This is a genomic window from Flavobacterium palustre (assembly GCF_014639535.1).
In the GTDB taxonomy this organism is placed as follows: Bacteria; Bacteroidota; Bacteroidia; order Flavobacteriales; family Flavobacteriaceae; genus Flavobacterium; species Flavobacterium palustre.
In genome coordinates this window covers 387,009-413,461 of the sequence record NZ_BMGA01000003.1, presented here as the reverse complement: position 1 = coordinate 413,461, position 26,453 = coordinate 387,009, and the positions used below count along the sequence as shown (strand labels likewise).

General features: G+C 35.8%; 20 protein-coding genes. 4 read left to right on the top strand and 16 right to left on the bottom strand.

The window, feature by feature from the left end; genetic code table 11:
• Window positions 1–2: 2 nt before the first annotated feature.
• Window positions 3–4,517, bottom strand: a complete 4,515-nt coding sequence (gene gltB / locus IEV84_RS08790; RefSeq protein ID WP_188493905.1) for a glutamate synthase large subunit — start codon at window positions 4,515–4,517, stop codon at window positions 3–5.
• Window positions 4,518–4,939: 422 nt separating this feature from the next.
• Here gltB and sucC point away from each other — a divergent pair, with 422 nt between their 5' ends.
• The 3 genes from sucC to IEV84_RS08775 all read left to right on the top strand — a co-directional run bounded on the left by sucC (window position 4,940) and on the right by IEV84_RS08775 (window position 7,510).
• The gene (sucC, locus tag IEV84_RS08785) at window positions 4,940–6,133 is read left to right on the top strand and encodes an ADP-forming succinate--CoA ligase subunit beta (protein WP_188493904.1); all 1,194 of its coding nucleotides are present in this window, start codon (window positions 4,940–4,942) and stop codon (window positions 6,131–6,133) included.
• 374 nt (window positions 6,134–6,507) lie between these two features.
• Window positions 6,508–6,846 (top strand): hypothetical protein, encoded by a 339-nt coding sequence (locus IEV84_RS08780; RefSeq protein ID WP_188493903.1) that lies wholly within the window; start codon window positions 6,508–6,510, stop codon window positions 6,844–6,846.
• Between the two features lie 322 nt (window positions 6,847–7,168).
• A complete protein-coding gene (locus tag IEV84_RS08775; RefSeq protein WP_188493902.1) occupies window positions 7,169–7,510 on the top strand; it encodes a hypothetical protein in 342 nt (113 codons plus the stop codon).
• Between the two features lie 86 nt (window positions 7,511–7,596).
• Here the strand turns inward: IEV84_RS08775 and IEV84_RS08770 are convergent, their stop codons facing one another.
• From IEV84_RS08770 to IEV84_RS08760, 3 genes are read right to left on the bottom strand one after another with little or no spacing between them, the layout of a single operon-like run.
• Complete coding sequence (locus IEV84_RS08770) at window positions 7,597–8,010, bottom strand: DUF1456 family protein (protein WP_188493901.1); 414 nt, start codon at window positions 8,008–8,010, stop codon at window positions 7,597–7,599.
• A 39-nt stretch (window positions 8,011–8,049) separates the two neighbouring features.
• Window positions 8,050–9,090: an aminotransferase class I/II-fold pyridoxal phosphate-dependent enzyme gene (locus tag IEV84_RS08765; protein WP_188493900.1), complete on the bottom strand. Its 1,041-nt coding sequence runs from the start codon at window positions 9,088–9,090 to the stop codon at window positions 8,050–8,052.
• A gap of 6 nt (window positions 9,091–9,096) precedes the next feature.
• Window positions 9,097–10,107, bottom strand: a complete 1,011-nt coding sequence (locus tag IEV84_RS08760; RefSeq protein ID WP_188493899.1) for a dipeptide epimerase — start codon at window positions 10,105–10,107, stop codon at window positions 9,097–9,099.
• Between the two features lie 311 nt (window positions 10,108–10,418).
• Between IEV84_RS08760 and IEV84_RS08755 the strand changes: the two genes are divergently transcribed.
• The gene (locus tag IEV84_RS08755) at window positions 10,419–10,814 is read left to right on the top strand and encodes an excinuclease ABC subunit B (protein ID WP_188493898.1); all 396 of its coding nucleotides are present in this window, start codon (window positions 10,419–10,421) and stop codon (window positions 10,812–10,814) included.
• 6 nt (window positions 10,815–10,820) lie between these two features.
• Here IEV84_RS08755 and uvrB read toward each other — a convergent pair whose 3' ends face one another.
• The 12 genes from uvrB to trmD all read right to left on the bottom strand — a co-directional run bounded on the left by uvrB (window position 10,821) and on the right by trmD (window position 26,363).
• Entirely contained in the window at window positions 10,821–12,812 is a 1,992-nt protein-coding gene (gene uvrB / locus IEV84_RS08750; protein WP_188493897.1) for an excinuclease ABC subunit UvrB, read from the bottom strand.
• A gap of 108 nt (window positions 12,813–12,920) precedes the next feature.
• A complete protein-coding gene (locus IEV84_RS08745; protein ID WP_188493896.1) occupies window positions 12,921–14,210 on the bottom strand; it encodes a nucleoside hydrolase-like domain-containing protein in 1,290 nt (429 codons plus the stop codon).
• 275 nt (window positions 14,211–14,485) lie between these two features.
• Window positions 14,486–15,466: a 23S rRNA (adenine(1618)-N(6))-methyltransferase RlmF gene (gene rlmF / locus IEV84_RS08740; protein ID WP_373282903.1), complete on the bottom strand. Its 981-nt coding sequence runs from the start codon at window positions 15,464–15,466 to the stop codon at window positions 14,486–14,488.
• A gap of 392 nt (window positions 15,467–15,858) precedes the next feature.
• Window positions 15,859–16,521 carry a thiamine diphosphokinase gene (locus IEV84_RS08735; protein ID WP_188493895.1) on the bottom strand — a complete coding sequence of 221 codons (663 nt, stop codon included), beginning with the start codon at window positions 16,519–16,521 and terminating at the stop codon, window positions 15,859–15,861.
• Between the two features lie 315 nt (window positions 16,522–16,836).
• The gene (locus IEV84_RS08730; protein ID WP_188493894.1) at window positions 16,837–17,658 is read right to left on the bottom strand and encodes a DUF4249 domain-containing protein; all 822 of its coding nucleotides are present in this window, start codon (window positions 17,656–17,658) and stop codon (window positions 16,837–16,839) included.
• Between the two features lie 25 nt (window positions 17,659–17,683).
• Window positions 17,684–20,065 carry a TonB-dependent receptor gene (locus IEV84_RS08725; protein ID WP_188493893.1) on the bottom strand — a complete coding sequence of 794 codons (2,382 nt, stop codon included), beginning with the start codon at window positions 20,063–20,065 and terminating at the stop codon, window positions 17,684–17,686.
• A 98-nt stretch (window positions 20,066–20,163) separates the two neighbouring features.
• Complete coding sequence (locus IEV84_RS08720; RefSeq protein ID WP_188493892.1) at window positions 20,164–21,435, bottom strand: MFS transporter; 1,272 nt, start codon at window positions 21,433–21,435, stop codon at window positions 20,164–20,166.
• Window positions 21,436–21,440: 5 nt separating this feature from the next.
• Entirely contained in the window at window positions 21,441–21,671 is a 231-nt protein-coding gene (locus tag IEV84_RS08715) for a hypothetical protein (RefSeq protein ID WP_188493891.1), read from the bottom strand.
• 11 nt (window positions 21,672–21,682) lie between these two features.
• Complete coding sequence (locus IEV84_RS08710; protein ID WP_188493890.1) at window positions 21,683–22,273, bottom strand: TetR/AcrR family transcriptional regulator; 591 nt, start codon at window positions 22,271–22,273, stop codon at window positions 21,683–21,685.
• 322 nt (window positions 22,274–22,595) lie between these two features.
• On the bottom strand, window positions 22,596–24,833 hold the full coding sequence (locus IEV84_RS08705) for an NADP-dependent isocitrate dehydrogenase (protein WP_188493889.1): 2,238 nt from the start codon (window positions 24,831–24,833) through the stop codon (window positions 22,596–22,598).
• A gap of 275 nt (window positions 24,834–25,108) precedes the next feature.
• Window positions 25,109–25,459: a 50S ribosomal protein L19 gene (rplS, locus tag IEV84_RS08700; protein ID WP_188493888.1), complete on the bottom strand. Its 351-nt coding sequence runs from the start codon at window positions 25,457–25,459 to the stop codon at window positions 25,109–25,111.
• Between the two features lie 229 nt (window positions 25,460–25,688).
• Entirely contained in the window at window positions 25,689–26,363 is a 675-nt protein-coding gene (trmD, locus tag IEV84_RS08695) for a tRNA (guanosine(37)-N1)-methyltransferase TrmD (protein ID WP_188493887.1), read from the bottom strand.
• Window positions 26,364–26,453: the final 90 nt, after the last annotated feature.

Genomic DNA, 26,453 nt, shown 5'->3' with positions numbered 1-26,453 from the left:
TGTTATGCTGTTAATTCTTCTACCATTTGTACCTCAGTTTCCAAACGCTTTAATGCTTTTTTGTATTCTGTAGGCATTACTTTTACAAAATTTTCTAAGCTTGTATTCCAATCATTTAATAATTCGATACCTTTTGTACTATCAGTGTACTGAACGTGTCTTTCTATTAAAGTTTTCAATTCATCAGCTTCATTTCCTTCAACTGTTTCAAATTCGATGGTTTCAGTATTACATAAACCATTTTTGAATTTGTGCTCAGGATCGTAGATATAAGCGATACCACCACTCATACCTGCAGCGAAGTTTCTTCCGGTTTTACCCAAAACAACTACTCGTCCTCCAGTCATGTACTCGCAACCGTGATCTCCTACACCTTCAACTACTGCTGTAGCACCTGAGTTACGAACTGCGAAACGCTCTCCTGCAATACCGTTGATGAATGCTTCTCCTTCGATTGCTCCAAATAAGCAAACGTTACCTACAATGATATTTTCAGAGGCAACAAAAGTTGCTTTAGCTGGTTTCTTGATGATTAATTTAGCTCCAGATAATCCTTTTCCTAAATAGTCATTTGTATTTCCTTCAACAGTAAAAGTCAATCCGTGTGCACTAAATGCTCCTAAACTTTGTCCTGCAGAACCTGTGAAATTGATATTTAAGGTGTCTTCCGGTAGACCTAAGTGACCATATATTTTAGAAATCTCGTTACTAACAATAGCTCCCACTGAACGGTCGGTATTTTTAATAGGATAATCTAAAGTCATTTTCTCTTTTCTGTATAAAGCACGGTGAGAATCTTTTAAGATTTGGAAGTCCATTACGTTGTCCAATCCGTGGTCTTGTTTCTCAGTGTTACGAACCGTCATGTATTTGTATGAATCCGGTCTGTGTAAGATAGAAGATAGATCTAAACCTTTTGCTTTATAGTGAGTTATCGCTTTATTAGAATTGATTTTGTGTGTTTGACCAATCATTTCTTCTAAAGTTCTGAAACCTAAAGAAGCCATAATACCTCTTAACTCTTCTGCAACATAGTAGAAGAAGTTAATTACGTGCTCAGGAGTTCCTTTGAAGTTTTTACGTAATTCTTTATCCTGAGTAGCAATACCTACAGGGCAAGTATTCAAGTGACATTTACGCATCATGATACAACCAGAAGCAACCAATGGAGCAGTAGCGAAACCAAATTCTTCAGCACCAAGTAAAGCAGCAATAGCTACGTCACGTCCTGTTTTTAATTGTCCGTCACATTCTACAACAATACGGCTTCTTAAGTTGTTTAATACTAAAGTTTGTTGTGCTTCAGCCAATCCAAGTTCCCAAGGAAGACCCGCGTGTTTCAATGATGTTAATGGAGAAGCTCCTGTTCCACCATCATAACCTGCTATTAATACAACGTCAGCTTTTGCTTTAGCAACACCCGCTGCAATTGTTCCCACACCAACTTCAGAAACTAATTTTACGTTGATACGAGCTTCTCTGTTAGCGTTTTTCAAGTCGAAGATTAATTGTGCTAAATCCTCAATTGAGTAAATATCGTGGTGTGGCGGAGGCGAAATCAATCCTACGAAAGGAGTTGAGTTACGAGCCGATGCAATCCAAGGCAATACTTTTTCACCTGGTAATTGTCCACCTTCTCCTGGTTTTGCACCCTGAGCCATTTTGATTTGAATCTCTTTTGCACTAGATAAGTAGTGAGAAGTTACTCCAAAACGTCCGGAAGCTACTTGCTTGATAGCCGAGTTACGGCTGTCACCATTTACGTCTGGTTGGAAACGGGTTCTGTCTTCTCCACCTTCACCTGAATTAGATTTTCCTCCAATACGGTTCATAGCGATAGCCAAGTTCTCGTGTGCTTCTCTAGAGATAGATCCGTAAGACATCGCTCCGGTTTTGAAACGTTTTACGATATCAGTCCATGGTTCTACTTCGTCTAATGGAATTGGATCTAAGTTGTCGAATTCAAATAAACCACGGATGGTCATTAAACTCTTAGCCTGATCGTTTACAGTTTTAGCATATACATCATAACTAGCCTGATCGCTTAAACGTACTGCCTGTTGCAATTTAGCAATAGTAGTAGGGTTGAACATGTGTCTTTCCCCGTTACGTCTCCATCTGTATTCACCTCCAATGTTTAATCCTAAACGGTTAGGAATTAATACATCCGGGTAAGCATAGTTATATCTTTCGCTGATTTCTTTTTCAATTTCGTACAATCCGATACCTTCAATTCTTGAAGCAGTGTAAGGGAAGTATTTTTCAACAAATTTAGAATTGAAACCAACAATTTCGAAAATTTGAGAACCTCTGTATGAGTGTAAAGTAGAGATTCCAATTTTGTTCATGATTTTTAATAAACCTGAACCAATTGCTTTGTTGAAGTTGTCAACCGCTTTTTGTTCGCTAATTCCAGTGATAAATCCTTCTTGTACTTGTACACGAATGATTTCGTTAACCATATAAGGGTTAATTGCACTTGCACCGTATCCAAATAAAGTTGCAAAATGGTGTGGTTCACGTGGTTCAGCTGATTCGATAATAATATCGAAGTAAGAACGCTTGCGTAAACGGTTCATTTGGTGGTGAACATAAGAACAAGCTAATAAAGCAGGAATTGGAGCGAATTCTTTATTTACACCTCTATCAGATAAGATAATGATATTAGTTCCTCTGTCAACCGCTTTGCTGATTTGAGTGATAATATCTTCTAAAGCATTTTCTAAACCATTTAAACCTTTTTCTTTTTTGTATAAGATTTCAATAGTTTCAGCTTTGAAATGATCGATATCGATGTTTCTGATTTTTTCTAAGTCGTCGTTAGAAATAACCGGATTTTGAATTCTTAATTTTCTACATTGTTTGCTAGAAATATCAAAAATATTTCTGTCCTGACCTAATGCTAAACTGATATCAGTTACAATTTCTTCACGGATACCATCCAAAGGTGGGTTAGTAACCTGTGCAAATAATTGTTTGAAATAGTTAGGGATTAATTGTGGTCTGTCAGACAATACAGCAAGAGGAGTATCGATACCCATAGAACCCAAAGCTTCTTTTCCAGCCTGAGCCATAGGAGTAATCATATCCTGAATGTCCTCTAATGTATAGTTGAATAAACGCTCTCTTGTTTTTAAATCGATAGTTTCGATAGGACAAGCCTTAGTTGTAGTAGGAACGTCTTTTAAGTTCAAACGGTATTGTTTCAACCACTCCTGATAAGGTCTTTCAGAAACAATTTTGCTTTTGATTTCCTCGTCATTGATGATACGTCCTTCGTTCATGTCAACTAAGAACATTTTTCCTGGCTCTAATCTACCGTGACTTTCTACATCTTCCGGATCAACAGTTACAACACCAATTTCTGATGCCATAATTAATTTACCACTCTTAGTTACAGTATAACGAGAAGGTCTTAAACCGTTACGGTCTAATAAAGCTCCTACGTAATCACCGTCAGAGAAAGGTACAGAAGCAGGACCATCCCATGGTTCCATGATGCAAGCATTGTATTCGTAGAATGCTTTTCTTTCCTCAGACATGGTTTTGTGTTTTTCCCAAGCCTCAGGAATCATCATCATCATTACTTCCGGTAATGAACGACCTGTGTGTGTTAATAATTCAACAACCATATCCATAGAAGCAGAATCTGATTTTCCTGGAAGAATGATTGGGAATAATTTTTCGATTTGTGGTCCAAAGACATCACTTTTCATGATTTCTTCACGAACACGCATTCTACTTACGTTACCTCTTAAAGTGTTAATCTCACCATTTTGACACATGTATCTAAAAGGTTGAGACAATTCCCATGTAGGCATTGTATTAGTAGAGAAACGTTGGTGAACTAATGCCAAACGAGTCACTAAGTCTGTTTGTTGTAAGTCAGTATAATATGGCCCGATATCTTCAGGCATGATGATACCTTTATATATTAAGGTAGTAGTAGATAAACTAGGAACATAAAAATAAGAACTTTGCGATACCTTAGAGTTAGCAATTGCATGTTCTGTAATTTTACGTGCAGCATATAATTTCGCTTTGAAAGTAGTTTCGTCAATTGCTTCATTTTTGCCCACAAAGATTTGTTCAATAGTAGGTTCAGAAGCAGCAGCGATTTCTCCTAATTGTGTAGAGTCAACAGGAACTTCTCTCCATCCAAGAACAGTAAGTCCTTGTGCTTTAATTTCTTTTTCAAATATGTCTTTACAAAAAACGTATTGATTTTGGATTTTAGGTAAAAATACCATTCCAACAGCATATTCGCGTGGTGCAGGTAATTTGAAATCACAAACTCTATTGAAGTATTCGTGAGGAATGTCAATCAAAAGTCCAGCTCCATCTCCCGTTTTTCCGTCAGCACTTACACCTCCACGGTGCTCTAGTTTTACTAGAATTTCTAGTGCGTCATGGATAATTTGATTTGTTTTCTCACCTTTAAGGTTGCAGATAAAACCAGCTCCACAGTTTTCATGCTCGAATTCTGGCAAATAAAGGCCTTGTTCTTTAACTTTCATGCTTGATAATTTTTTTTACAAAAATAGATATTTCATTAAATATAATCCATCGATTGAGAGCATTAGGGGTTACTTTTACAGGAATAATAGAAAAATGTGTTAATAATAATAATAATTGCATTATTTGAGCTAAGTATTAATAAATCGTTAATAGAACTTCGTTTTTAGGGAGTTATTTTGACAATTATTTCTGATTTTTTTAAATTCAATATTATAAAATTAAAGGCAAAAACGTCTGCTCAGTCATTTTTTTGCTGTAAAATCTTTTTTTTGATAGAAAAAAAGTTGTGAAAACGTCTTTTTTTAACTTTATTTATAAGATATTTTAAATCACTAAAAAGATTTCAGTTTTAAGTTCGTTTTTAATACTTTTGTCACACTTATTTTCTGAAATAAAATCAGATTCAGACAAATTCTATATTATGAACATACACGAATATCAAGGAAAAGAGATTTTAGCTAGCTATGGAGTTCGCGTTCAACGCGGAATCGTTGCTAATAGCCCAGTTGAAGCAGTTGCTGCTGCAAAACAATTAACTACCGAAACGGGAACGAGTTGGTATGTTGTAAAAGCCCAAATTCACGCTGGTGGACGTGGAAAAGGTGGTGGTGTGAAACTTGCCAAAGGAATTGACAAAGTAGAAGGAGTTGCAAGCGAAATTATCGGAATGCAATTAGTTACTCCTCAAACTTCTGCTGAGGGGAAAACAGTTCACAAAGTTTTAATTGCTGAGGATGTTTATTATCCTGGAGAATCTGAAACTTCAGAGTTTTATGTTTCTGTTTTATTGAACAGAGCTACAGGACGTAATATGATTATGTATTCTACTGAAGGTGGAATGGATATCGAAGAAGTAGCTGAGCATACTCCACATTTAATTTTTACAGAAGAAATTGATCCGGCTGTTGGATTGCAAGGTTTCCAGGCAAGAAGAATTGCTTTTAACTTAGGTGTTACAGGAAACGCATTCAAAGAAATGGTGAAATTCATCGATGCTTTATACAAAGCTTATATTGGTTCAGATGCTTCTATGTTTGAAATCAATCCTGTTTTGAAAACATCTGATAATAAAATTTTAGCGGTAGATGCTAAAGTAAATATTGACGATAACGCATTGTACAGACAAAAAGTGTATGCTGATATGCGTGATGTTCGTGAAGAAAATCCAATTGAAGTTGAAGCGAAAGAAGTTGGTTTGAACTATGTAGATCTTGACGGTACTGTAGGTTGTATGGTAAACGGTGCAGGTCTTGCAATGGCAACTATGGATTTAATTAAATATGCAGGTTTTGAACCGGCTAACTTCCTTGATGTAGGAGGGACTGCTGATGCAAAACGTGTTGAAACAGCTTTCCGTATTATCCTTAAAGATCCAAACGTAAAAGCTATTCTGATTAACATTTTTGGAGGAATCGTTCGTTGTGACCGTGTTGCTCAGGGTGTTGTTGACGCTTACAAAAACATGGGTGACGCTATTAAAGTGCCGATTATTGTTCGTTTGCAAGGTACAAATGCTGAAATTGCAAAAGAATTAATCGATAATTCTGGAATGCCAATTTTATCAGCAGTACAATTTCAGGAAGCTGCTGACCAAGTACAAGCTGCTCTTTCTTAATTAAGAAGCTGGTTATATATTTAAAATCCTGTTCGTTATGAACAGGATTTTTTTTGCTTTCTACAGTTTAGATTTGTTTTGTACTTAATATTATGATTATTGAAAAGCTGGTTTTTTAGGTATTAATCATTAATATTAACTTAGTATTACCGAGTCGATTATCATCTTTTTTTAGTGATTTATCTCTTTTTATGCGATTAATGTAATTTTGAAGAATGTTTTTTGTGAAGCTGTTGTTTTTTATCCGGATAGTTTTTATAGCTGATAATAATTAAAAAATGTGCTTCTTTATTATTGGGTTAAGTAATTGTTTTTGTGGTTTTTATGTTGGGGTTCTGTAGTAATTTTGAACTGTAATTAAAAACAAAGAAATCATGAAAAAATTATTTTTATCTGTTATTGTTACTTTATTTATGAGTACAGTGTTTGCTGCGGATAAGTCTCCAAATACAGCAGAAAATTTTGATGAGACTTATAAGGAATTGACTAAAATGTTAAATACCTATCCTAATTTTGGAGGATTAGACCATGACGTTGTGGTAAAGGTAAGAATTGCAATTAATGAAAAACATGAAATTGTAGTTATGAGTACTGATACTACTAATGATGATTTGAACTACTATATTAAAAATACTTTAAACTATCAAAAGTTGTTCAGTGAAGAGTTGCAGGCAGGAAGAGGACTTGTTTTTTTAATCAAGTTTGCTAAGTAGGTTTAAAATTAAAAAAGAGATAAAATCCCGGGTTATTGCCTGGGATTTTTTGTTTTTAGTTGTATTTTGTATTGAATTATGTTTAGTTATTCTGTTAATTTGGTCTGTTTTGCTGATTTTTTTTCTTCGAATTCCTGTTTTTTGTGTGAATAGTGAAAATATAGTGTGTTTTTTTTACAGTGCGACTATTTTTTGTTGTTATAATTTTCTTAAATCGTAAATCGCACGTTGTCAGTGGATTATTTGTTTTTTGAACGTTTGCTTTTTTTACTTTTACAATGAAATCGGATACAATTTAATTCTAATTAAAAACGAAGAAATCATGAGAAAATTAATGTTATCAGTTGTTGTTACTTTATTTTTAACAACAGCATTTGCTGCAAAGAAAACGCCTAATAGTGAAACCGGAACTCTGGAGGCAACCTACAAAGAGATTGCTAAATTACTTAATAGTTCCCCTTCATTTAGTGGTTTAGATCAGGATGTAGTGGTAAAAGTACGAATTGCAATTAATGAGAATAATGAAATTGTGGTAATGAGCACCAATACTACTGATGAAAATCTGAATTATTATATCAAAAATACTTTGAATTATCAAAAGTTGTCAGCGGTAGAATTAGGCGAAGGAAAAGGACTTATTTTTTTAGTTAAGTTTACTAAGTAATCCAATGGGCAGAAATGTAAAATCCCATCCGGTTTTTATAAACAAGATGGGATTTTTTATTGGATTTTGTGAAAAGAAAATACAATCTAAGATTTTTTGTTTTTCCCGTTGTTGAATTTCACTTTCTCTACAACCTGAATTTTTGGAGCAGCTTTTTTAAAATTAGGTTTTTTCTTGAAACCTGTTTTCGTTGCTTTTGCATCTGTTTTTGGAGCTTCCTTTGCTTTTGCAGGGATTTCAGCTTTATGCTTCGCTAAGACATCTTTAGGGTTTTTAGGGTTTTCTTTTGTTCCGCGTAAATGAATGACTAATCCATTTAAGAAATTACGCAACACCTGGTCACCACATTCTACATAATTTGGGTGTTTTTCGTCACGGAAAAAAGCACCTAACTCTGATTTAGAAATTCTAAAATCGACCAATTCTAATATTTCTACAATTTGGTCATCACGCAGCATTAAAGCCACGCGTAGTTTTTTAAAGATATCGTTGTTTGTCATTATAATATTTTTTACAAAGGTACATTATTATAGCATTGGCTACTCAACTTTGCTTTGGTATTGATTGAGGATTTCAATTATTTTATCCAAATCCTTTTTTTTATGATTGGCAGTAATAATAATCCGGTTCAAATAATCGTTTTCTGAAGTGTATTTGAAAATGGTGATGATTATTTTATGCAAAGCTAAAACAGCGTTGATGTTCTCTATTTTTGGATAAATGACAGGATAATTCGAGTCGAAAAGAATATTGTTATTTGGAACTAATTTCAAATGGATATAGGCTAAGTTTTTCTTTAATTTTTTGTGTTGCTTCAGGTATAAAGATTCTGAATCAGCCAGGGTCTTAACAAAAGCTGGATTCATTCCGGCGCTGGCTGTAAAAGTGTTGTTTTCTCTAATTTTCTGAATAAAATGACTATCAGCAGCAATGATTCCGCCAGATAACCCCATGGCTTTTCCCAGCGAAGAAACCATAATTTTACGTTTGATATTGGGATAATTTATATTCGAAAATATACCACAGCCATTAGTTCCTAATATTCCCAACGAGTGTGATTCGTCGATGACTAAGGTAATTTCTTTATGTTTTGGAATTTGTTCTAGCAAAGAAAGTTCAACTGCTGTCACGGTATTAGTGGCAACGGCATCGGTCAGGATGGTGATTTTTTCCGGTTTTTTATCCAGTAAACGAGGATTTAACTGGTTATCTATAAAAAACGGAAGACTTTCTGTTTTTGAAATAGCAATATGAGTGTCCGGGAAATGGAAAAAAGTATCGGTTTCCGATGCTAAGGTATCAAGTGTAATTTGACCAGCCAACATTCCTGAGGAAACGCTGACGGCAGCTTCGGCTTTGATAAAATTGGCTAAAAAAGTTTCTCCTTTTTCGTAAGCTGTTAATTTGATATTCGCATTTCTGGAACTTCCATAAGCCGTTCCCCAACGGGCAATGTTTTTAAAGAGTATTTTTTGAAATTTTTTATTTGGCGGTAAGCCTAAATATGCTGTCCCGCCAAAATATAAATAGTTGTCTCCATCGATTTTTAAGACCCTGTCTGGGAATTCGGTTACTTTCATTAATTATTATTTTAAAACGACTCCCGTGCCATTCAAATTAGAATAGCCAATTTTTCCTTTTTCAATTAGAACTCCGCTGGCAATGTCTTCTGATAAAAGCAAGGCACCATCCATATCTACATAATCCAATTGTGGTAAAAGATGTGCGATTGCTGAAATCCCAACAGAAGATTCCGTCATACAACCGACCATGGTTTTTAGTCCCAGTTTTTTGGCTTGTTGAATCATTCTTCGGGCGGGAGTCAAACCACCACATTTTACTAATTTGATGTTCACACCATGAAAATGATTGTAACATTTGGCAACATCCTGTTCAATAATACAGCTTTCGTCAGCAATGATAGGTAAAACCGAATGTTTAAAAACAATTTCATGACCTTTCCAATCGTCTGCTTTTAGCGGTTGTTCAAGGAATTCTACGCCCAGTTTTTTTAATTCGATGGCATTATTGAGTGTTTCTTCGATTTCCCAACCACAATTGGCATCAATTCTGAAAATAGCATCGGTATGTTCCCGAAGTGCTTTTACAATGGCAATGTCTTCGCTGGTACCTAATTTTATTTTATAGATAGGCCAGGGTAGTTCCTTCATTTTAGCGACCATTTTTTCGATACTGTCGATTCCGATGGTATAATTGGTCAATGGATTTCTTTCGATATCGTAATTCCAAAGTTCATGCAGTTTTTTGCCTTTTTTTCGGGCATACAAATCGGTATAGGCCATATCGAGTGCACAAAGTGCAAACATATCGTGTTTTAAGTAAGGGTGTACTTTTGCCCAGAATTCTTCTGGAGTTTCATCAACAGAGGATTCTATGATGGAACGTATTGCTTCTAAATCCTGTTTCATCATTGGCACGCTAATGTTGTAATAAGGATTTGAAGTAGCTTCACCATAACCTGAGAATCCGCCATTTTTTAATTGTACAATTAAGGAAGGCTGAGTATCGATTGATTCTCTAGAGATTGTAAAGGTGTGCTTTAATTGTAGCTCGTATTCTCTTATAATCAATTCCATAATAGTCTCGTTTTATGATAAAATTAAGCTATAAAAATGAAAAAGAAATGCCGGAAATGCAGAATTTTGATTTTCGGATTTTTTTAATCTCATTTTGTCGATATCATAAAAAAGTATATCGATAAAAGCGGTTTGTTTAAAAACTGGTTTTTGGTACTATGTATTTTTGTCTCTAAAAGTTAATTTTATGCTGTTTTTTGCTTTTTTATGTTGGAAAAAAAATGTGATTTTGCGATAAAATTGTTTAATTGTGGATGATTTTTTGGGGTTTTGTCATAAAAAATGATAAATTAGCTTAAATTATTTACGATATGGATGCTTACGAAGAGAAAAAGAAATTGCTTTTAGAGATGATTGCCTTTGCGACAGTTGATGGTCAGTTGAGTAAAAAAGGCTATGATTTTTTATTTTTAATAGCTAACGAATTGAATTTTGAAAAAGGAGGATTCATCGATTTGTTGAGTCATGAGTTACCTGCTTTGCCGGAGAATATGAAACTGAACCGAATCAAACAATTCTATCAGTTGCTTGTCTTTTTTCAGAATGACGGAGTGTTCTACAAACAGGATCCGGATTTAATTGTTCATATCGCAATTAGTATGGGATTAGATACCGATGCGATTAAGGTGTTAATCAAAAAGGTGAGAAATGCTCCCAATACAATTATCTCAGACGAAGCTTTATGGAAAATTTTTCAGGAAGAATAGACTTTGTTAAGCCAGTTGTTCCTGTAATTTTTTGATTTCATCACGCAATTTTGCGGCTTGCATAAAGTCGAGTTCTTTTGCGGCTTTTTCCATCGATTTACGTTTTTCGCGAATGCGTTTTTCGATTTCTTCTTTCGATAAATATTCGTTTACCGTTTCTGCGGCAGTATTTATAGTATGTCCCAATTCGTATTCTACCAAAGGATTTTTGGTAAAAGCACTGTCGATTTTTTTGTTCAATGCCTGCGGAACAATGTTGTTGGCGGTATTAAAATTAATTTGTTTGGTTCTTCTGTAATTGGTTTCGTCAATTGTTTTTTGTATACTGTCGGTAATTTTGTCAGCATACATAATCGCTTTTCCGTTTAGGTTTCTCGCCGCACGACCAACAGTTTGTGTCAACGAACGATGCGAGCGTAAAAATCCTTCTTTGTCTGCATCCAAAATGGCAACCAAAGAAACTTCGGGTAAATCTAATCCTTCACGCAATAAGTTGACTCCAATCAAAACATCAAAGATTCCTTTACGTAAATCCTGCATGATTTCGATGCGTTCCAATGTATCCACATCTGAATGAATGTAGCGACAACGGATGCTAACTTTAGTCAAATATTTAGCTAACTCCTCAGCCATTCTTTTGGTTAGGGTAGTCACTAAAACACGTTCGTCCAATTCACAACGTTGCTGGATTTCCTCAATTAAATCGTCAATTTGGTTTAAGCTTGGACGGATTTCGATGACCGGATCCAATAATCCCGTAGGACGAATAATTTGTTCTACATAAACCCCATCGCATTTTTGCAGTTCATAATCGGCAGGTGTAGCCGAAACATAAATTACCTGATTTTGCATTGCCTCAAATTCATCAAACTTCAATGGGCGGTTGTCCATGGCCGCAGGAAGTCTGAATCCGTATTCGACCAGGTTTTCTTTACGGCTTCGGTCGCCTCCATACATGGCGTGTACTTGTGAAAGGGTTACGTGACTTTCGTCCACCACCATCAAATAATCTTTAGGGAAATAATCTAATAAACAGAAAGGACGCGTTCCAGCCTGTCTGCCATCGAGATAACGCGAGTAATTTTCGATACCGGAGCAATAACCCAATTCCCGAATCATTTCCAAATCGAAATTGGTTCTTTCTTCCAATCGTTTTGCTTCGAGATGTTTGCCAATTTCTTTAAAATAATCGACTTGTTTGACCAAATCCTGTTGAATTTCCCAAATGGCATTTTGCAATACATCCTGCGAGGTCACAAACATATTAGCAGGGTAAATAGTCAGTTTTTCAAATCGTTCAATGACTTGGGCAGTTTTTACATCAAAAGATTCGATTTCTTCAATTTCGTCTCCAAAAAAATGAATGCGATAAGCATCATCGGCATAACTTGGAAAAACTTCTACCGTGTCGCCTTTAATTCTGAAATTTCCGGGTGTAAAATCGGCTTCGGTTCTGGAATATAAACTTTGTACTAAGTAATGTAATAATTTGGTTCTGGAGATTTCCTGATCTCTTTCTATTGCAATGACATTTTTCTGAAATTCAACCGGATTCCCAATACCGTATAAACAGGAAACGGAAGCTACCACCAGAATGTCTCTTCGACCTGAAAGTAGCGAAGAAGTAGTACTCAGACGCATTTTTTCGAGCTCCTCGTTGATAGATAAATCTTTTTCAATGAAAACGCCTGTTACCGGCATAAAAGCTTCGGGTTGGTAATAATCGTAATAAGAAACAAAGTATTCCACAGCATTGTTAGGGAAAAATTGCTTGAATTCCGAGTACAATTGCGCCGCCAGAGTTTTGTTATGTGCCAATACCAGAGTCGGTCTTTGCACTTCCTGAATAACATTGGCAACAGTAAATGTTTTCCCCGAACCCGTAACTCCCAAAAGGGTTTGGAACTGTTCGCCGGTTTCAATGCCCTGAGCCAATTTCTCAATCGCTTGTGGTTGGTCACCTTTCGGTTTGTAATCGGATACGACTTGGAATTTCATTTGTTTTTCAATGCAAAGTTTGGAATTGCAAAGGTACAAAGTTTATTGGCAATTTTTGGGCATTTGGCTTTTGTTGAGAAATGAACAGATTATGGAATTACGATGACTTTATTTCAGCCATTTCCAGCGTTTTGCCCAATCGTCCAGAATAGCCTTTCTCCATTTTAAAACAGTTTTGCCTCCCTGGATTTTTCCATCGTATAAATCCGGATCTGATTTGTCACTGTACCAATTATTGCCTAGTGGATAATCGGCATTGTGTTTTTTGCCGGGCCATAAATTGGTTACAACAATACTTCCTTTCAGTCCGTTGATTTCGGCTATTTCAGATGTGAAATTATAATGTAAATTTTCGGCTTTTTTCGGGATGTAGCGTATCGCGTAATCTCCGTTACCCAAATAATAGCCTGGCCATTTTTGAACGGTTTTCCCGTAGGGAACTTCCATCCAGAAGCAAATGGAATCTGAAGCAATTGCTGTTTTTGGACCTTTTAGATGAATTTCGATAATAGAACAAAATGACACCGTATCTTTTAAAGTGGTGACTTGATTGTAAATCATTCTGGGGCTGTAGGATATTTTTTCAAAACTGCCACCCCAGCTTTCTCTTTCAGTATTTTCAGGATTCCCATCCATCATATAAAAAAGGGAAGGAGAATCGCCCATTTTGATTTCTCCATTGTAGTAGTTTTTAAAATCCGGTCCTAAATGGCCTGCTCCTTTAATGACGCTGTCGTAATAATTGGAACTGTTTACGCTGTCCAGTTCGGTATTGTCAGAGAAAAATCCGTAATAACTGGAATTTACTTCGATAAAGAATAAGTTTGGAAAATTCTCAGCGATATAAGCATAACTATTGGCGCTCCATTTTTTATTGGGACCACCAATCCAGTAAATTTTAATTTTATTTTGAATTTCCGGTGCGTCATGCAATGCCTGAGCAACATCTTCTAAACCACCCCAGCCCAAAATCCACAAAGGTTGTGTACTTTTCTTTTTGGCACATTTAATAATCCAGTCAGAACCTTCAGTTGCTGTTGTATATCCAAGATAGGGAGCATTTCCTTTACGCCCTTGTTTGGTTATCGAACGTAAATAATTCGGTTTTTCTAAGTTTTTATTGTGTTTACGAAGTTTTGGCAAATCTTTTTCATACAAATCAATCATTCTTAAAATTTCTTCTTTATTTCCTTCACCATAAGAAGGAGAAGAAACCAGCCCTTCAAAATGGAATAAATCACTATACATCAGTAAATGCGTCATCGATTGATTGTCGTCAGGATCTGTTCCGCCGATATCGGTACTGATTAAAATTCGGGGTTTTGAAGGTGTTGGGTTTTGTGCTGAAATCAGGCTTTGTGTTAAACAAAATAGGGCAATTAAAATTGGATTTCTCATAGTTTTCTAATTAATAATCTTATTTCGTTAAGAAATTAGGCTAGCTAAGATAGCTTATTTTTGTAAATAAAAGAAAATAATAAAAGAAAAAAGAAAATAAAAGAAAGTAAAGGCAAGGTTTTTTGCTTTTTTTTATATTTAAAAAGATTAATAAATAAAATAGTTTTAAAAACAATTAATCGGCTATACGAATCCTACTGATATAATGGGGTATTCAGTTTTTAAATAAAGAGGATGGATTTTATTAGTGAATTACAATTGTCTAAGATCAGAATCTAAAATCGGGTATTTGCTGGCTGTATTTCAAACTTCCAGTTTTTCCTTTGAGCATTACTCAAAAAAGTCCAGGCCAGAATTCGGCTGGTTTTTTGACCTTGTGCCATGTCAATGGTTTTGATATCGGCAGCGTTGACCTTGTTTAGAGTTTTGTAAAGGCTTTTAAGATGGGATTGTTTAGAAACCAAAGTAGTAAACCACAGGCATTGCATTGGGTATTTGGCACTTTCGTAAATCATTTGGGTAATAAAAGCCAGTTCGCCGCCTTCGCACCACAATTCGGTATTTTGACCACCAAAGTTTAAAATGGCTTTGGTAACTTTTTTGTCCTGCAAATTATTTACTTTTCGAAGGCTTCCTTTTCCGGCTTCTTCAGCCGATTTGTGAAAAGGAGGATTGCAAATAGTGAAAGCAAATTTGTCTTCGGGGGTGATGATATTTTTAAAAATAAATCGGGATTCTACTTGTTGCTGTAAACTAATGGCATCGATCAATTTTGGATTGGCTTTGATGATTTCACTGCAATTGTTCAGGGCTTTTTCGTCGATATCAGTACCCACAAAGCTCCAGTCATAAACCGAATTTCCGATGATTGGATAAATACAATTGGCACCCACACCAATATCCAGACCTTCAACTTCGATTCCGGTTGGGATAATTCCGTTGTTACTTTCGGCTAATAAATCGGCAATGTTATGAATGTAATCTGCTCTGCCGGGAATAGGCGGGCAAAGGTAATTTTGTGGGATATCCCAGTCTTGAATGTCGTAATAAGTAGTTAATAATGCCTTGTTTAAAGTTTTTACAGCTTGCGGATTACTAAAATCGATTGTTTGTCCCGAAGTGTCGGGATGGTGTTCGTTAATGAAAACAAAAGATTTTAACTCAGAACATTTTTCGATCAGCAATTTAAAATCATAGCGCAATCGGTGTTGGTTTCTGGGATGTAAACTAATCTTTTCCGTAACTGTTTTGGACATTATTGTGTTTTTAATTTCGCTGCAAAGGTAGTTAATTAAAATGGGTTTGCTATTTACAAATGGTTATTTTATAGTGAATTAGGGGTTAAGTTTTTTTTACAAAGCAGGTTAAAGAAATTATGATTTTCTTTTTTGCTTGATCAAAAAAGAAACAAAAAAATCAAGTCTTGCGCTTTCTCGTCGGTCAAATTAGTTTTCGAATACTAAAAGAAAAGAACTCGCTACGCTCAGACAGCTTTTCTTTTTGCGTATTCTTCAAACATTTGACGCTCGACTGCGAAAGCTAAGGACAATAGAATCTTGATAAAATAATGATATTTTTACAAAAAATAATGTTTAAGATAATGTTTTGGGTAATTTTACCGATCGGTTGTCTTAATTAATTGGACAAATTAATCCATACATTCCATCAATAATAAATCGCCTTCAAGGTGTTCAATTACGACCAATCCGTCCTGAGCAACATGATTGCTGCTTCCGGTGCGGTAGCCAATAGTCAGGCTGTCGTCCTGTAATGGATAGAATAGATTTTCGGAATGAATTCCGCTGACGTGACCTACCGGGATTAGCGAAATAGGCGTATTGGCAGTGTACCATTTTTCGAATCTTTTGGGTAACAAAAAAACTTTTGAATGGTCGTCCAGAATTACAATTTTCAGTTTGTCGCGATAACGAACAATATTCGTCAGATTGGTGATGGTGTGATCGGCTCTTCTTCCGGTTGCCCAAACCACATTTGCCGCGGGAATATTTCTTTCGATAAGGTAATCGAATGCTTTTTCTAAATCGGTTTTGTCCTGATCGTGGGTGTGGACAATTTCCAGCGGATATTGTTTTTCTTTGTAATAATAAGGGTCAAAGTCCCTGTCGAAATCTCCAAGCAAAACATCAACTTTGATATCGAGTTCCATTACGCGTTCAATGGCGGAATCCAATACAATTACCAGTGGTGACCATTCGAGTAATTGCCCTAATAATTCCGGGTTACAAGCAGCGCCGTTGGCAATAATTAAAGCGGGTTCCTGATCGTCGCGAACAATGTGATGTGATGACAAAGTTGTAGTTTTTTAGTTAGCAAATATAGCTATTTGTTTTTGAATGTTTTTGGGCTTGGATTTAAGGTTTGTTTACTTTTCTTTTTTGCTTGATCAAAAAAGAAACAAAAAAATCAAGTCTTACACTTCCTCGACGGTCAAATTAGTTTTCGAATACTGAAAGAAAAGAACTCGCTACGCTCAAACAGCTTTTCTTTCTACGTATTCTTCAAACATTTGACACTCATCTGCGGAAGTTAAGGACATTGAATCTCTTGAATAACACCACTTGTTTTGTAATTAGATTGCAAAAAACAAATATTTTTTTCTAAAAATTTATTGCACAACATAACGACGCATATCGGTTTCACCGAGGGCAAAATAACCCAAAGCATAATTTTGAGGATTTGTAATGTTTTTGACGTTTCCTCTTACGGTGGCAGGAGGCGTCTGAAAAGGACTGCCGGAATTAGATCCCACAATTCCAATTAGAATGTTCATGTAATTGTAATATTGTTTAGACGCTCCAAAGTGGGTCAAATCAATCACATCTCCTTTTTTTAAATCATCATTTTGTGAACGGCTAAAAAACTCGTTTCCCTGAAAAAAACGATCGTCGTCAACATTGTAACTTACAGTTGTTTCGTTAGAATATTGGTATTTGTAAAGGTAATAGTTGTCTTCGCCGGCAGGATCGTCAAAATAGGCTTTAATTTCGATTTCATTCCCTGTAAAACCGCCTTCGTTGTTTTGTTCAATTCTGGTGATGGGAGCCAGTGATTGAAATGTTTCGTTTGCGGTGTAGGTTTCACCATTGTGGATAATGGTCATAGTATAATTTTCGCCAATTTCGGGTACAAAATTAGTACAGGCATACTCTCCCGTTTCCGGAATTTCTACGAAATTGAAAACCACGTTATCACTGTTGGTTACAGTAACATTTGCTCCGGTTACAACAGGAATTTCGGTATCGTAATAACCGGTAGTGGTGGTTAATTTAATTTTTTGGGCATTGCCTGAACTACCTTTAATCCAAATTATCGAAGCCTCTACAACTAATCGGGGCGGAGCTGTATCTAAGTCGATGTTGACTACCTCTTCACAGCTGCTAAAAAGGCTGATGAAGGCTAGTAAAAGGGGGAATAGTATCTTTTTCATAATATCTTTTTTCGAAAGTAAATTTTTAGAATTTAAAATTATAACTCACCGCAGGAACTATCCCAAAAATGGATGTTTTTACGGCTTCATTTACTGCTGTATCTATATTTTGTCTAAAAGTAATTGAAGCGGCATTCTGACGATTGTACAAATTGTAAATACTGAAAACCCATTCTCCTTTCCAGTTTCGGTCTTTGTTTTTGGCAGGCGTTAAAGTAGCCGAAATGTCTAAGTGGTGATAAGCAGGTAAGCGATTTTGGTTTCGCAAACCGTAGCTTGGCACAAATACATCTCCGTATTGGTATCCGCCATCAGGGAAGGTTACCGGTTGTCCTGATTGTAGCGCAAAATTAGCTCCAAAGTCCCATTTCTCATTCAGTTTATAAGCTGAAGTAATGGCTAAATTATGGGTTTTGTCGTAAGCCGAATTATACCATTTTCCATAATTAATTCCTATTTCGTCTGGAGTTCTGCCCGGGGTTTGCTGCTCTGATTTTGACAAAGTGTATGAAATCCAGCCGTTTAATCGACCTTCATTTTTCTTAAATAGCAACTCTAAACCATAAGAGCGCATTCTGCCGTTGAGAATAACCTGTTCAATAGCATTATTAGCAATCAAATCGGCACCATCAATGTAATCGATACGATTTTGAATTTTCTTATAAAAACTTTCAATTTCCAGAGAATAATCGCCATTTCGAATGTTTTTAAAATAACCAATAGCAACCTGGTCGGCAATTTGTGGTTTAATGTAGGTATCACTAGGCATCCAAATGTCTAATGGAGTAGGCGAGGCGGTGTTGGAAATTAATTGCAGGTATTGTACCATTCGGTTGTAACTGGCTTTGATAGCCTGATTTTCTTTTAGTTGGTAAGAAACTGAAAATCTTGGTTCAAAATTGTCAAAACTTTTTATGGTTTTGTTTTTGCCATAATTTTTTTGTCCTATTGGAGTTGCTTTTTCGTAAATCTGAAAATCAGAATTGAAAATCACCGGATTGTTATTTTCATACAGGTTAATGGCTGAATTTCCTAAACGATAAAACATGCTGTAACGCAGTCCATAAGACAGACTCAGTTTTTTGGTTAGTTTGTTTTCGGCTTCAATATAGAGTGAAGGTTCAAAAGCATATTTTCGGTCCAATTGGTCAGGATTGATTCCTGATTCTGCGCTTGAAGGTTTGATCGTTCCGGGATTGAAATTGTAATAAATAGCGTTGGCTCCATAGTTTAATTTGAAATTATCAGAAATATAATTCTTGAAATCATATTTGATATTGTAGTTTTTAATTCCGGAATCCCATTTAAAACCGATGAAGTCTAAGTCTAATCCGTAATAGTAATCGCTGTAAATAAATGAAAGATTCGAGAATAATTTATCAGAAAATAAATGATTCCAACGCAGGTTTAAAGTGGAATTTCCATAAATATTACTGAAACTTTTATTGATGGCAAAAACGTCACGACCAAAATAACCCGATAAATAAATATTATTGTTGTCGTTGATTTTGTAGTTCAGTTTAGTGTTAAGGTCATAAAAATAAGCGGAGTTGTTTTTTTGTTCTTCGGATAATTTTAAAAATAAATGCGCATAAGAAGCTCTTCCGCCAATTAAAAAAGAACCACGGTCTTTAACAATTGGACCTTCGGCAAGAAGTCGGCTTGAAATCAGGCCAATTCCTCCATTCATGTGAAAATCATTGCTGTTTCCGTCTTTTTGATAAATATCTAAAACCGATGACGCTCTTCCTCCAAAACGGGCAGGAATTCCGCCTTTATACAATTTTAAATCTTTAATAGCATCGGGATTAAAAACGGAGAAAAAACCAAAAACATGCGAAGAATTGTAAATGGTAGCCTCGTCCAGAAGAATTAAATTTTGGTCGGCACCACCACCGCGAACATTGAATCCTGAAGCGCCTTCTCCGGCATTTGTGACTCCGGGCAACAATAAAATGGATTTTATCACATCGACTTCTCCTAAAACAACCGGCATTTTTTTGATGGTAGCCATCGATAATTTGTTCACACTCATTTCGGGAGTTCGGGTATTTGTCTGCCCTTGATTAGTGCTAATAATTACCTCATTTAACATTTCGCCATTTTCGGTAAGTGCCCAATTCATTTTGCTGTTTTTGGTCAGCGAAATGCTTTGTTGGATGTTTTGGTAACCTAAATAACTGATGATTAAATTCTGATTTCCCTGAGGGACACTTATCGAATAAAATCCGTATTCGTTAGTGGTAGTTCCAATTTTTAAATCTGGAAAATAAAGATTGACACCTATCAGAGTTTCGTTGTTTTTAGCATCGGTAATAATTCCGCTCAGGGTGAATTTTTGCTGTGCAAAAGCAGTCATGCTAATCAACAGTAAGACAAAAAGAAAATTTATTTTTTTTGTAATCATTTTAAGATGTTTGAAATGCAAAGGTCAATTATTAGTACAAAAAAGCCAACTGAACAGCTGTTAATTTATGTTTAATATTTTGTCGGTTTTTACGCTAATCAGATTTCTGAAACAGCTAAAACGGAATTGGAATTTTTCTCCGGATTTTTTTTCAAATGTTGGTTCACCCGATTCAATAAAAGAATTGATAAAGCTGATATTCCGATGATAATAAATCCTAAACTGTTGTAATGTTCCAATGGACTGAAATTGTCTTTTTGGACTACTATTGTTCCGGCAAAAGCAGCGGCAATTCCTCCTGAAATTTGTTGTAATGAGGAATTGATACTCATAAATGCACCTCGGTCTTCTTTAGCAGGAACTGAGGTTACTAAGGCGGTAGAAGGAACCATTCGGCTCATAACTCCCATCATCATTAAAACATTGATAAGTGCTACTAACCAAAATGGCGTTTCGCTTAAATTAGTATAAACAGCTACAGTCAGGATGGTCCAGATGGAAGCTGCGGCAAAAATTTTGAATTTGTCTATTTTATCACTTAGTTTTCCAATAAATGGCATGATGATTAAAGTGGACATTCCTGCAATCATAAAAAGAAGTGGTAGTTGTTCTTCGGTAATTTTTAAATTGTTAATGGCAAAGGCACTACCAAAAGGCATTAACATAAATCCACCAACAGAAAGGACGGCGGTTGCAGAAAATCCTATGCGGTATTCGCGTTTTGTAATAGTATGAAGTAAATGCTGAAATGCCGAATTTTCTTTTTGTATGGCAAGATGTTCCGTAAGTGGTTTTAGTTTTAATGCAATCAAAACAGCAATTAGTACAGCTAATGCGGCTACTGCTAAAAATGGTGCATGCCAGTCCCAGGCAGTTGCTATGTAAAGGCCAACGGGAATTCCAAATATCTGGCTTGCGCCAAAAGCCATTTGGATAAAACCCATTACGCGACCACGTTGCTGCATCGAAAATAAATCGGTTACGATGGCCATCGAAATGGAGCCGATAACTCCTCCAAATAACCCGGTGATGATTCTGGCTGTGACCAAAAGAGGATAGGAGGTAACTATTCCGCATAGAATGGTTCCCAGAATAAATCCGGTGTAAAAGAATAACAGTAATTTTTTTCTATCGAATTTATCGGCAAAACCAGCGGTCAGCAATCCTGAAATTCCGGCACTAAAGGCATAAGCTGATACTACCAAACCAAAATGAGATGGTTTTAACTGCATAGTTTTCATTAAAATATCGCCTAATGGCGACATCACCATAAAGTCTAAGATTACTGTAAACTGGGTGATAGCCAGAATAAAAACAGCAAATTTTTGATAGGATGTAAATGAAGGGGGTTGTTGAGCGGTATTTTCCATTATGCTTATTCTGTTAATTCAGAACATTTGAAGTCCTGTTCTGTTATCATTTTTATTATTTGTGAGGCATTTAGGCTTTTGCTTTCTATTCGCAATACCGAATCGATATCTTCTAAATCAATATTCCATTGTTCAATTTCGGGATTGCTATTTAATAGCTTGCTTATAATTTGCCTGTCATTTTCGGTTTTGATATTGGTGCCAAAAATTAATATGTTGTTGAAATCAGTTTCCATGAGTCGAAATTTTACGGTGTTAATGCTTTAAGGACTAATTCGAATGCTTCGTCGGTTGTTTTTTGGTTGAGTTTGAAAGGACCTCCTCTGAAATTTTTTCCGTCTCTTTCAAAGCGCAACAAGGAGTACAATGGACCGTAAGCGATACTCCAAAATACTTCTTTGGATACAGATACTAATTCTTTTTTGTCGATAGCATTTTTGAAAAAACTTCCCATAATAATCTTGAATTCCTGTAAGCTTTCTTCTAAGATGGATTCACCATAACTGGAATGGGTTAAAAGTTCCCAACAGGCTGCTTCGAGTTGTTTGTTTTGTGTAAAATAAATCCGGTTTTCCCATTGTTTGTATAAGCCTTCTCGAAAGGACATAGCAGGAGAAAAATCTTTAGCCATCTCATCAAAGAAATTCTTTCCAATTTCGATTCCGATTTTTCGAACCAAATCGTCTTTGTCTGAATAATAAATGTACAAAGTCGCTACAGATATTTTACTTTCTTTAGCAAGGCGGTTCATACTAAAGCCTTCGATGCCTTTTTCTACAAGTAGTTCGATGGCTTTTTGTTTGACGATTTCTTCTTTATTGCTGTCTCTTGTTCTCATTGTTTTGGTATAACGGAGCAAAAGTATAAATTATAAATGAATGTTCGTTTATTTATGAAGAAAATATAATTTTCTTTTTTGCTTGATCAAAAAAGAAACAAAAAAATCAAGTCTTACACTTCCTCGTCGGTCAAATTAGTTTTCGAATGCTAAAAGATAAGAACTCGTCCCGAAAGCTTTCGGGACGAGTTCTTTTCTTTTTACGCATTCTTCAAACATTTGACACTCGACTGCGGGAGCTAAGGACATCAAAGAGGTATGTTTGAAACAAAAAAAAAGACAACCCTTTCGAGTTGTCTTTTTAATATTTGGATAAAAACGATTAAGCAGTTTTTAATGCTGAGATTTTATCTAAAATAGTATTCAAAGTTGTGCTTGGACGCATTGCTTTGCTTACTAAAGCTGGATTTGGTTGGTAGTAACCACCAATTTCCTGAGCTTTTCCTTGAGCACCAATTAATTCAGCATCAATTTTAGCTTCGTTTTCAGTAAGTTCTTTTGCAATAGGAGCAAAGATAGCTTGCAAGTCAGCGTCTTTAGTTTGAGCTGCCAAGGCTTGAGCCCAGTATAAAGCTAAGTAAAAGTGAGAACCACGGTTGTCAATTTGACCAACTTTTCTAGCCGGAGATTTATCGTTTTTCAAGAAAGCGTCGTTTGCCTGGTCTAAAGTTTCAGATAAAACGATTGCTTTTTCATTGTTTAAAGTTTGTCCTAAATGCTCTAATGAAGCACCTAAAGCTAAAAATTCTCCTAATGAATCCCAACGTAAATATCCTTCGGTTACAAATTGCTCTACGTGTTTAGGAGCTGATCCACCTGCACCTGTTTCGAATAATCCACCACCATTCATTAATGGAACGATAGATAACATTTTAGCAGAAGTTCCAACTTCTAAGATTGGGAATAAGTCAGTAAGGTAGTCACGTAATACGTTTCCTGTTACTGAGATTGTATCTTGTCCTTTGATGATTCTGTCTAATGTAAATTCAGTAGCAGCAATTGGGTTTAAGATACGGATGTCTAATGCGGTTGTATCGTAATCTTTAAGGTATTTTTGAACTTTTACGATCAATTCTCTGTCGTGTGCTCTGTTTTCGTCTAACCAGAAAACAGCAGGAGTGTTAGAAAGACGAGCTCTGTTTACGGCTAGTTTTACCCAGTCCTGAATAGGAGCGTCTTTAGCCTGACACATTCTGAAAATGTCATTTGCTTCAACTGTTTGTTCCATTAAAACGTTTCCGTTTACATCAACCACACGAACCACTCCGTTAGCTGACATTTGGAAAGTTTTGTCGTGAGAACCATATTCTTCAGCTTTTTGAGCCATCAAACCAACGTTAGGAACACTTCCCATTGTAGTTGGATCAAAAGCTCCGTGTTTTTTACAGAAATCAATTGTAGCAGTATATACACCAGCGTAAGAACGGTCCGGGATAATAGCGATAGTATCTTGTTGTTTTCCTTCTTTGTTCCACATTTGACCAGAAGTACGAATCATTGCCGGCATAGAAGCATCAACAATTACATCTGATGGTACGTGAAGGTTAGTGATTCCTTTGTCAGAGTTAACCATTGCAAGAGCTGGTCCGTTTTCAATTGCCTGATCGATAGCAGCTTTAACTTCAGCTTCTTGTGCGTTACCTGCAATTTTTGCATATACGTCACCTAAACCATTTTTAGTGTTTACTCCAAGTTCAGCAAATAATGCAGCGTATTTTTCGAAAACGTCTTTGAAATATACTTCAACGATAGCTCCAAAGATAATTGGGTCAGAAACCTTCATCATTGTAGCTTTCAAGTGAACAGAAAGTAATACTCCTTGTGCTTTTGCTTCAGCGATTGTTTTAGCAACAAAAGATTTCAAAGCGTTTAAGTGCATTACTGAACTATCGATAATTTCTCCGGCTTTTAATGGAGTACTTGCTTTAAGAACTTTAGTAGTCCCGTCCTGATCAACAAATTCGATTTTAACATCAGTCGCTTCAGCCACAGTAACTGATTGCTCACTTCCGTAAAAATCTCCGCTTTCCATAGAGGCAACTGCTGTTTTAGAATCAGCAGACCAGGCTCCCATTGAGTGTGGGTTTGCTTTTGCGTAATTTTTTACTGCTTTAGGAGCTCTACGGTCAGAGTTTCCTTCACGTAAAACCGGGTTTACAGCTGACCCTAATATTTTAGCATATTTGGCTTTGATTGCAGTTTCAGCATCGTTTTGTGGTGCTTCCGGGTAATCAGGAACCGCATATCCATGAGCTTGTAATTCAGCAATAGCTCCTTTTAATTGAGGAACAGATGCAGAAACGTTTGGTAATTTGATGATGTTTGCTTCTGGAGCAGTAGCTAATTTTCCTAATTCAGCCAAAGAATCTTTTACTCTTTGCTCCTCAGTTAAAAACTCAGGGAAATTTGCAAGGATACGAGCAGCAACAGAAATGTCTTCTGTTTCAATTTCGATTCCTGCAGTAGCAGTAAAAGCCTGAACAATTGGTAAAAACGAATAAGTAGCTAACAAAGGTGCTTCGTCAGTTAATGTGTAAACAATCTTTGATTTTTGTGTCATTTTTTTTATTTTATAATCGTAATTCTTCCGCGAAGAATGTGAAATGTATTGTTTGCTTTGAATAAAGCGGTGCAAAGATATGTAAATCAGACTAAAATACAGTCTGGTTTGTTATAGAAATAGCTGAATTATAGGATAACTAACGACAAGGCTTTAAAATGTTATTTTTTTAAAGAATAAGTGTCCTTTTTTGGGCTTAGTTGTTCTTTTTTTTGATTAAAGTCTAAAAAAAAAGTCCCGATATGTCGGGACTTTTATGATAAAGAGATAATAAATTATCTTCTTTTGTCTTTGATTTTTGCTTTTTTACCAGTAAGTTCTCTGAAGTAGAAGATTCTTGCTCTACGTACAGCACCTTTCTTGTTGATTTCAATTTTTTGTAAAGCTGGTAAGTTGATAGGGAAGATACGCTCAACACCTACTGAACCTGACATTTTACGGATTGTAAAAGTTTCAGTACTTCCAGTACCTCTTCTTTGGATTACAACTCCTTTGAAGAACTGAGTTCTAGTTTTTTCACCCTCTTTAATTTCGTAGAAAACTGTGATAGTATCTCCAGCTCCGAATTCAGGGAAATCTTTTCTTGTAACAAATTCGTTATTAACGAAATCTACTAAATTTGCCATTTTAATTGCTAATTATGGTTTGAAAATCTAATCAACATTCACGGGTATCGCCAGAGGTTAATTAAATGAGGCTGCAAAAGTAGTTAAAAAAATTAAATTCCAATAAAAAAAATCCAAATTCCAATAAAGAAAATAAAACTTCAATAAAGTCAAATTCCAAATTCCAATTTTTTAACAGCTTAATCAATTGGAATTTGGAATTTAAAATTTTGGAAATTTTAAAGGAAATTTATTCTAATAAATCCGGTCTTCTGTTTTTAGTGTGTTCATACGCCATATCTTCGCGCCATTTGTCAATTTTGGACGAATGTCCACTTAATAAAACTTCAGGGACTTTCCATCCTTTATAATCGGCTGGTCTCGTATAGATGGGACCTGACAATAAATTGTCCTGAAAACTATCGGTTAGGGCTGAGGTTTCGTCGCTTAAAACTCCCGGAATTAATCGGATTAGAGTATCAGATAATACCAAAGCTCCTAATTCGCCTCCGCTTAAAACATAATCGCCAATAGAAATTTCTTTGGTAATAAAATGATCCCGTACTCTTTGATCCACACCTTTATAATGTCCACATAAAATGATGATATTCTCATACATCGACATGGTATTGGCCATTTTCTGGTTCAGAGTTTCTCCGTCCGGCGACATGTAGATAACTTCGTCGTATTCTCTTTGTGATTTTAAATGTGTAATACAATCATCAATAGGTTGTACGGTCATCACCATTCCTGCTCCACCGCCATAAGGATAATCGTCCACACTTTTTTGTCTGTTGGTAGTGTAATCTCTTAAATTATGAATGTGAACTTCTACAAGACCTTTGTCAATGGCTCGTTTCATAATCGAAGCCTCAAACGGACTGCGTAACAATTCCGGTAAAACGGTTATAATGTCAATTCGCATGATTTTTTTCTAAATTTTGAGTTGCAAAGTTACGAAAGCAAAAGTCAATAACAATAGCAATGGCAGTGGCAATGACAATAATAAAGGCAA

Excerpts from the sequence above, each read along its gene's own strand:
- gltB (WP_188493905.1), bottom strand. The coding sequence starts at position 4,517 with ATGAAAGTTAAAGAACAAGGCCTTTATTTGCCAGAATTCGAGCATGAA.
- sucC (WP_188493904.1), top strand. The coding sequence starts at position 4,940 with ATGAACATACACGAATATCAAGGAAAAGAGATTTTAGCTAGCTATGGA.
- IEV84_RS08780 (WP_188493903.1), top strand. The coding sequence starts at position 6,508 with ATGAAAAAATTATTTTTATCTGTTATTGTTACTTTATTTATGAGTACA.
- IEV84_RS08775 (WP_188493902.1), top strand. The coding sequence starts at position 7,169 with ATGAGAAAATTAATGTTATCAGTTGTTGTTACTTTATTTTTAACAACA.
- IEV84_RS08770 (WP_188493901.1), bottom strand. The coding sequence starts at position 8,010 with ATGACAAACAACGATATCTTTAAAAAACTACGCGTGGCTTTAATGCTG.
- IEV84_RS08765 (WP_188493900.1), bottom strand. The coding sequence starts at position 9,090 with ATGAAAGTAACCGAATTCCCAGACAGGGTCTTAAAAATCGATGGAGAC.
- IEV84_RS08760 (WP_188493899.1), bottom strand. The coding sequence starts at position 10,107 with ATGGAATTGATTATAAGAGAATACGAGCTACAATTAAAGCACACCTTT.
- IEV84_RS08755 (WP_188493898.1), top strand. The coding sequence starts at position 10,419 with ATGGATGCTTACGAAGAGAAAAAGAAATTGCTTTTAGAGATGATTGCC.
- uvrB (WP_188493897.1), bottom strand. The coding sequence starts at position 12,812 with ATGAAATTCCAAGTCGTATCCGATTACAAACCGAAAGGTGACCAACCA.
- IEV84_RS08745 (WP_188493896.1), bottom strand. The coding sequence starts at position 14,210 with ATGAGAAATCCAATTTTAATTGCCCTATTTTGTTTAACACAAAGCCTG.
- rlmF (WP_373282903.1), bottom strand. The coding sequence starts at position 15,466 with ATGTCCAAAACAGTTACGGAAAAGATTAGTTTACATCCCAGAAACCAA.
- IEV84_RS08730 (WP_188493894.1), bottom strand. The coding sequence starts at position 17,658 with ATGAAAAAGATACTATTCCCCCTTTTACTAGCCTTCATCAGCCTTTTT.
- IEV84_RS08725 (WP_188493893.1), bottom strand. The coding sequence starts at position 20,065 with ATGATTACAAAAAAAATAAATTTTCTTTTTGTCTTACTGTTGATTAGC.
- IEV84_RS08720 (WP_188493892.1), bottom strand. The coding sequence starts at position 21,435 with ATGGAAAATACCGCTCAACAACCCCCTTCATTTACATCCTATCAAAAA.
- IEV84_RS08715 (WP_188493891.1), bottom strand. The coding sequence starts at position 21,671 with ATGGAAACTGATTTCAACAACATATTAATTTTTGGCACCAATATCAAA.
- IEV84_RS08710 (WP_188493890.1), bottom strand. The coding sequence starts at position 22,273 with ATGAGAACAAGAGACAGCAATAAAGAAGAAATCGTCAAACAAAAAGCC.
- IEV84_RS08705 (WP_188493889.1), bottom strand. The coding sequence starts at position 24,833 with ATGACACAAAAATCAAAGATTGTTTACACATTAACTGACGAAGCACCT.
- rplS (WP_188493888.1), bottom strand. The coding sequence starts at position 25,459 with ATGGCAAATTTAGTAGATTTCGTTAATAACGAATTTGTTACAAGAAAA.
- trmD (WP_188493887.1), bottom strand. The coding sequence starts at position 26,363 with ATGCGAATTGACATTATAACCGTTTTACCGGAATTGTTACGCAGTCCG.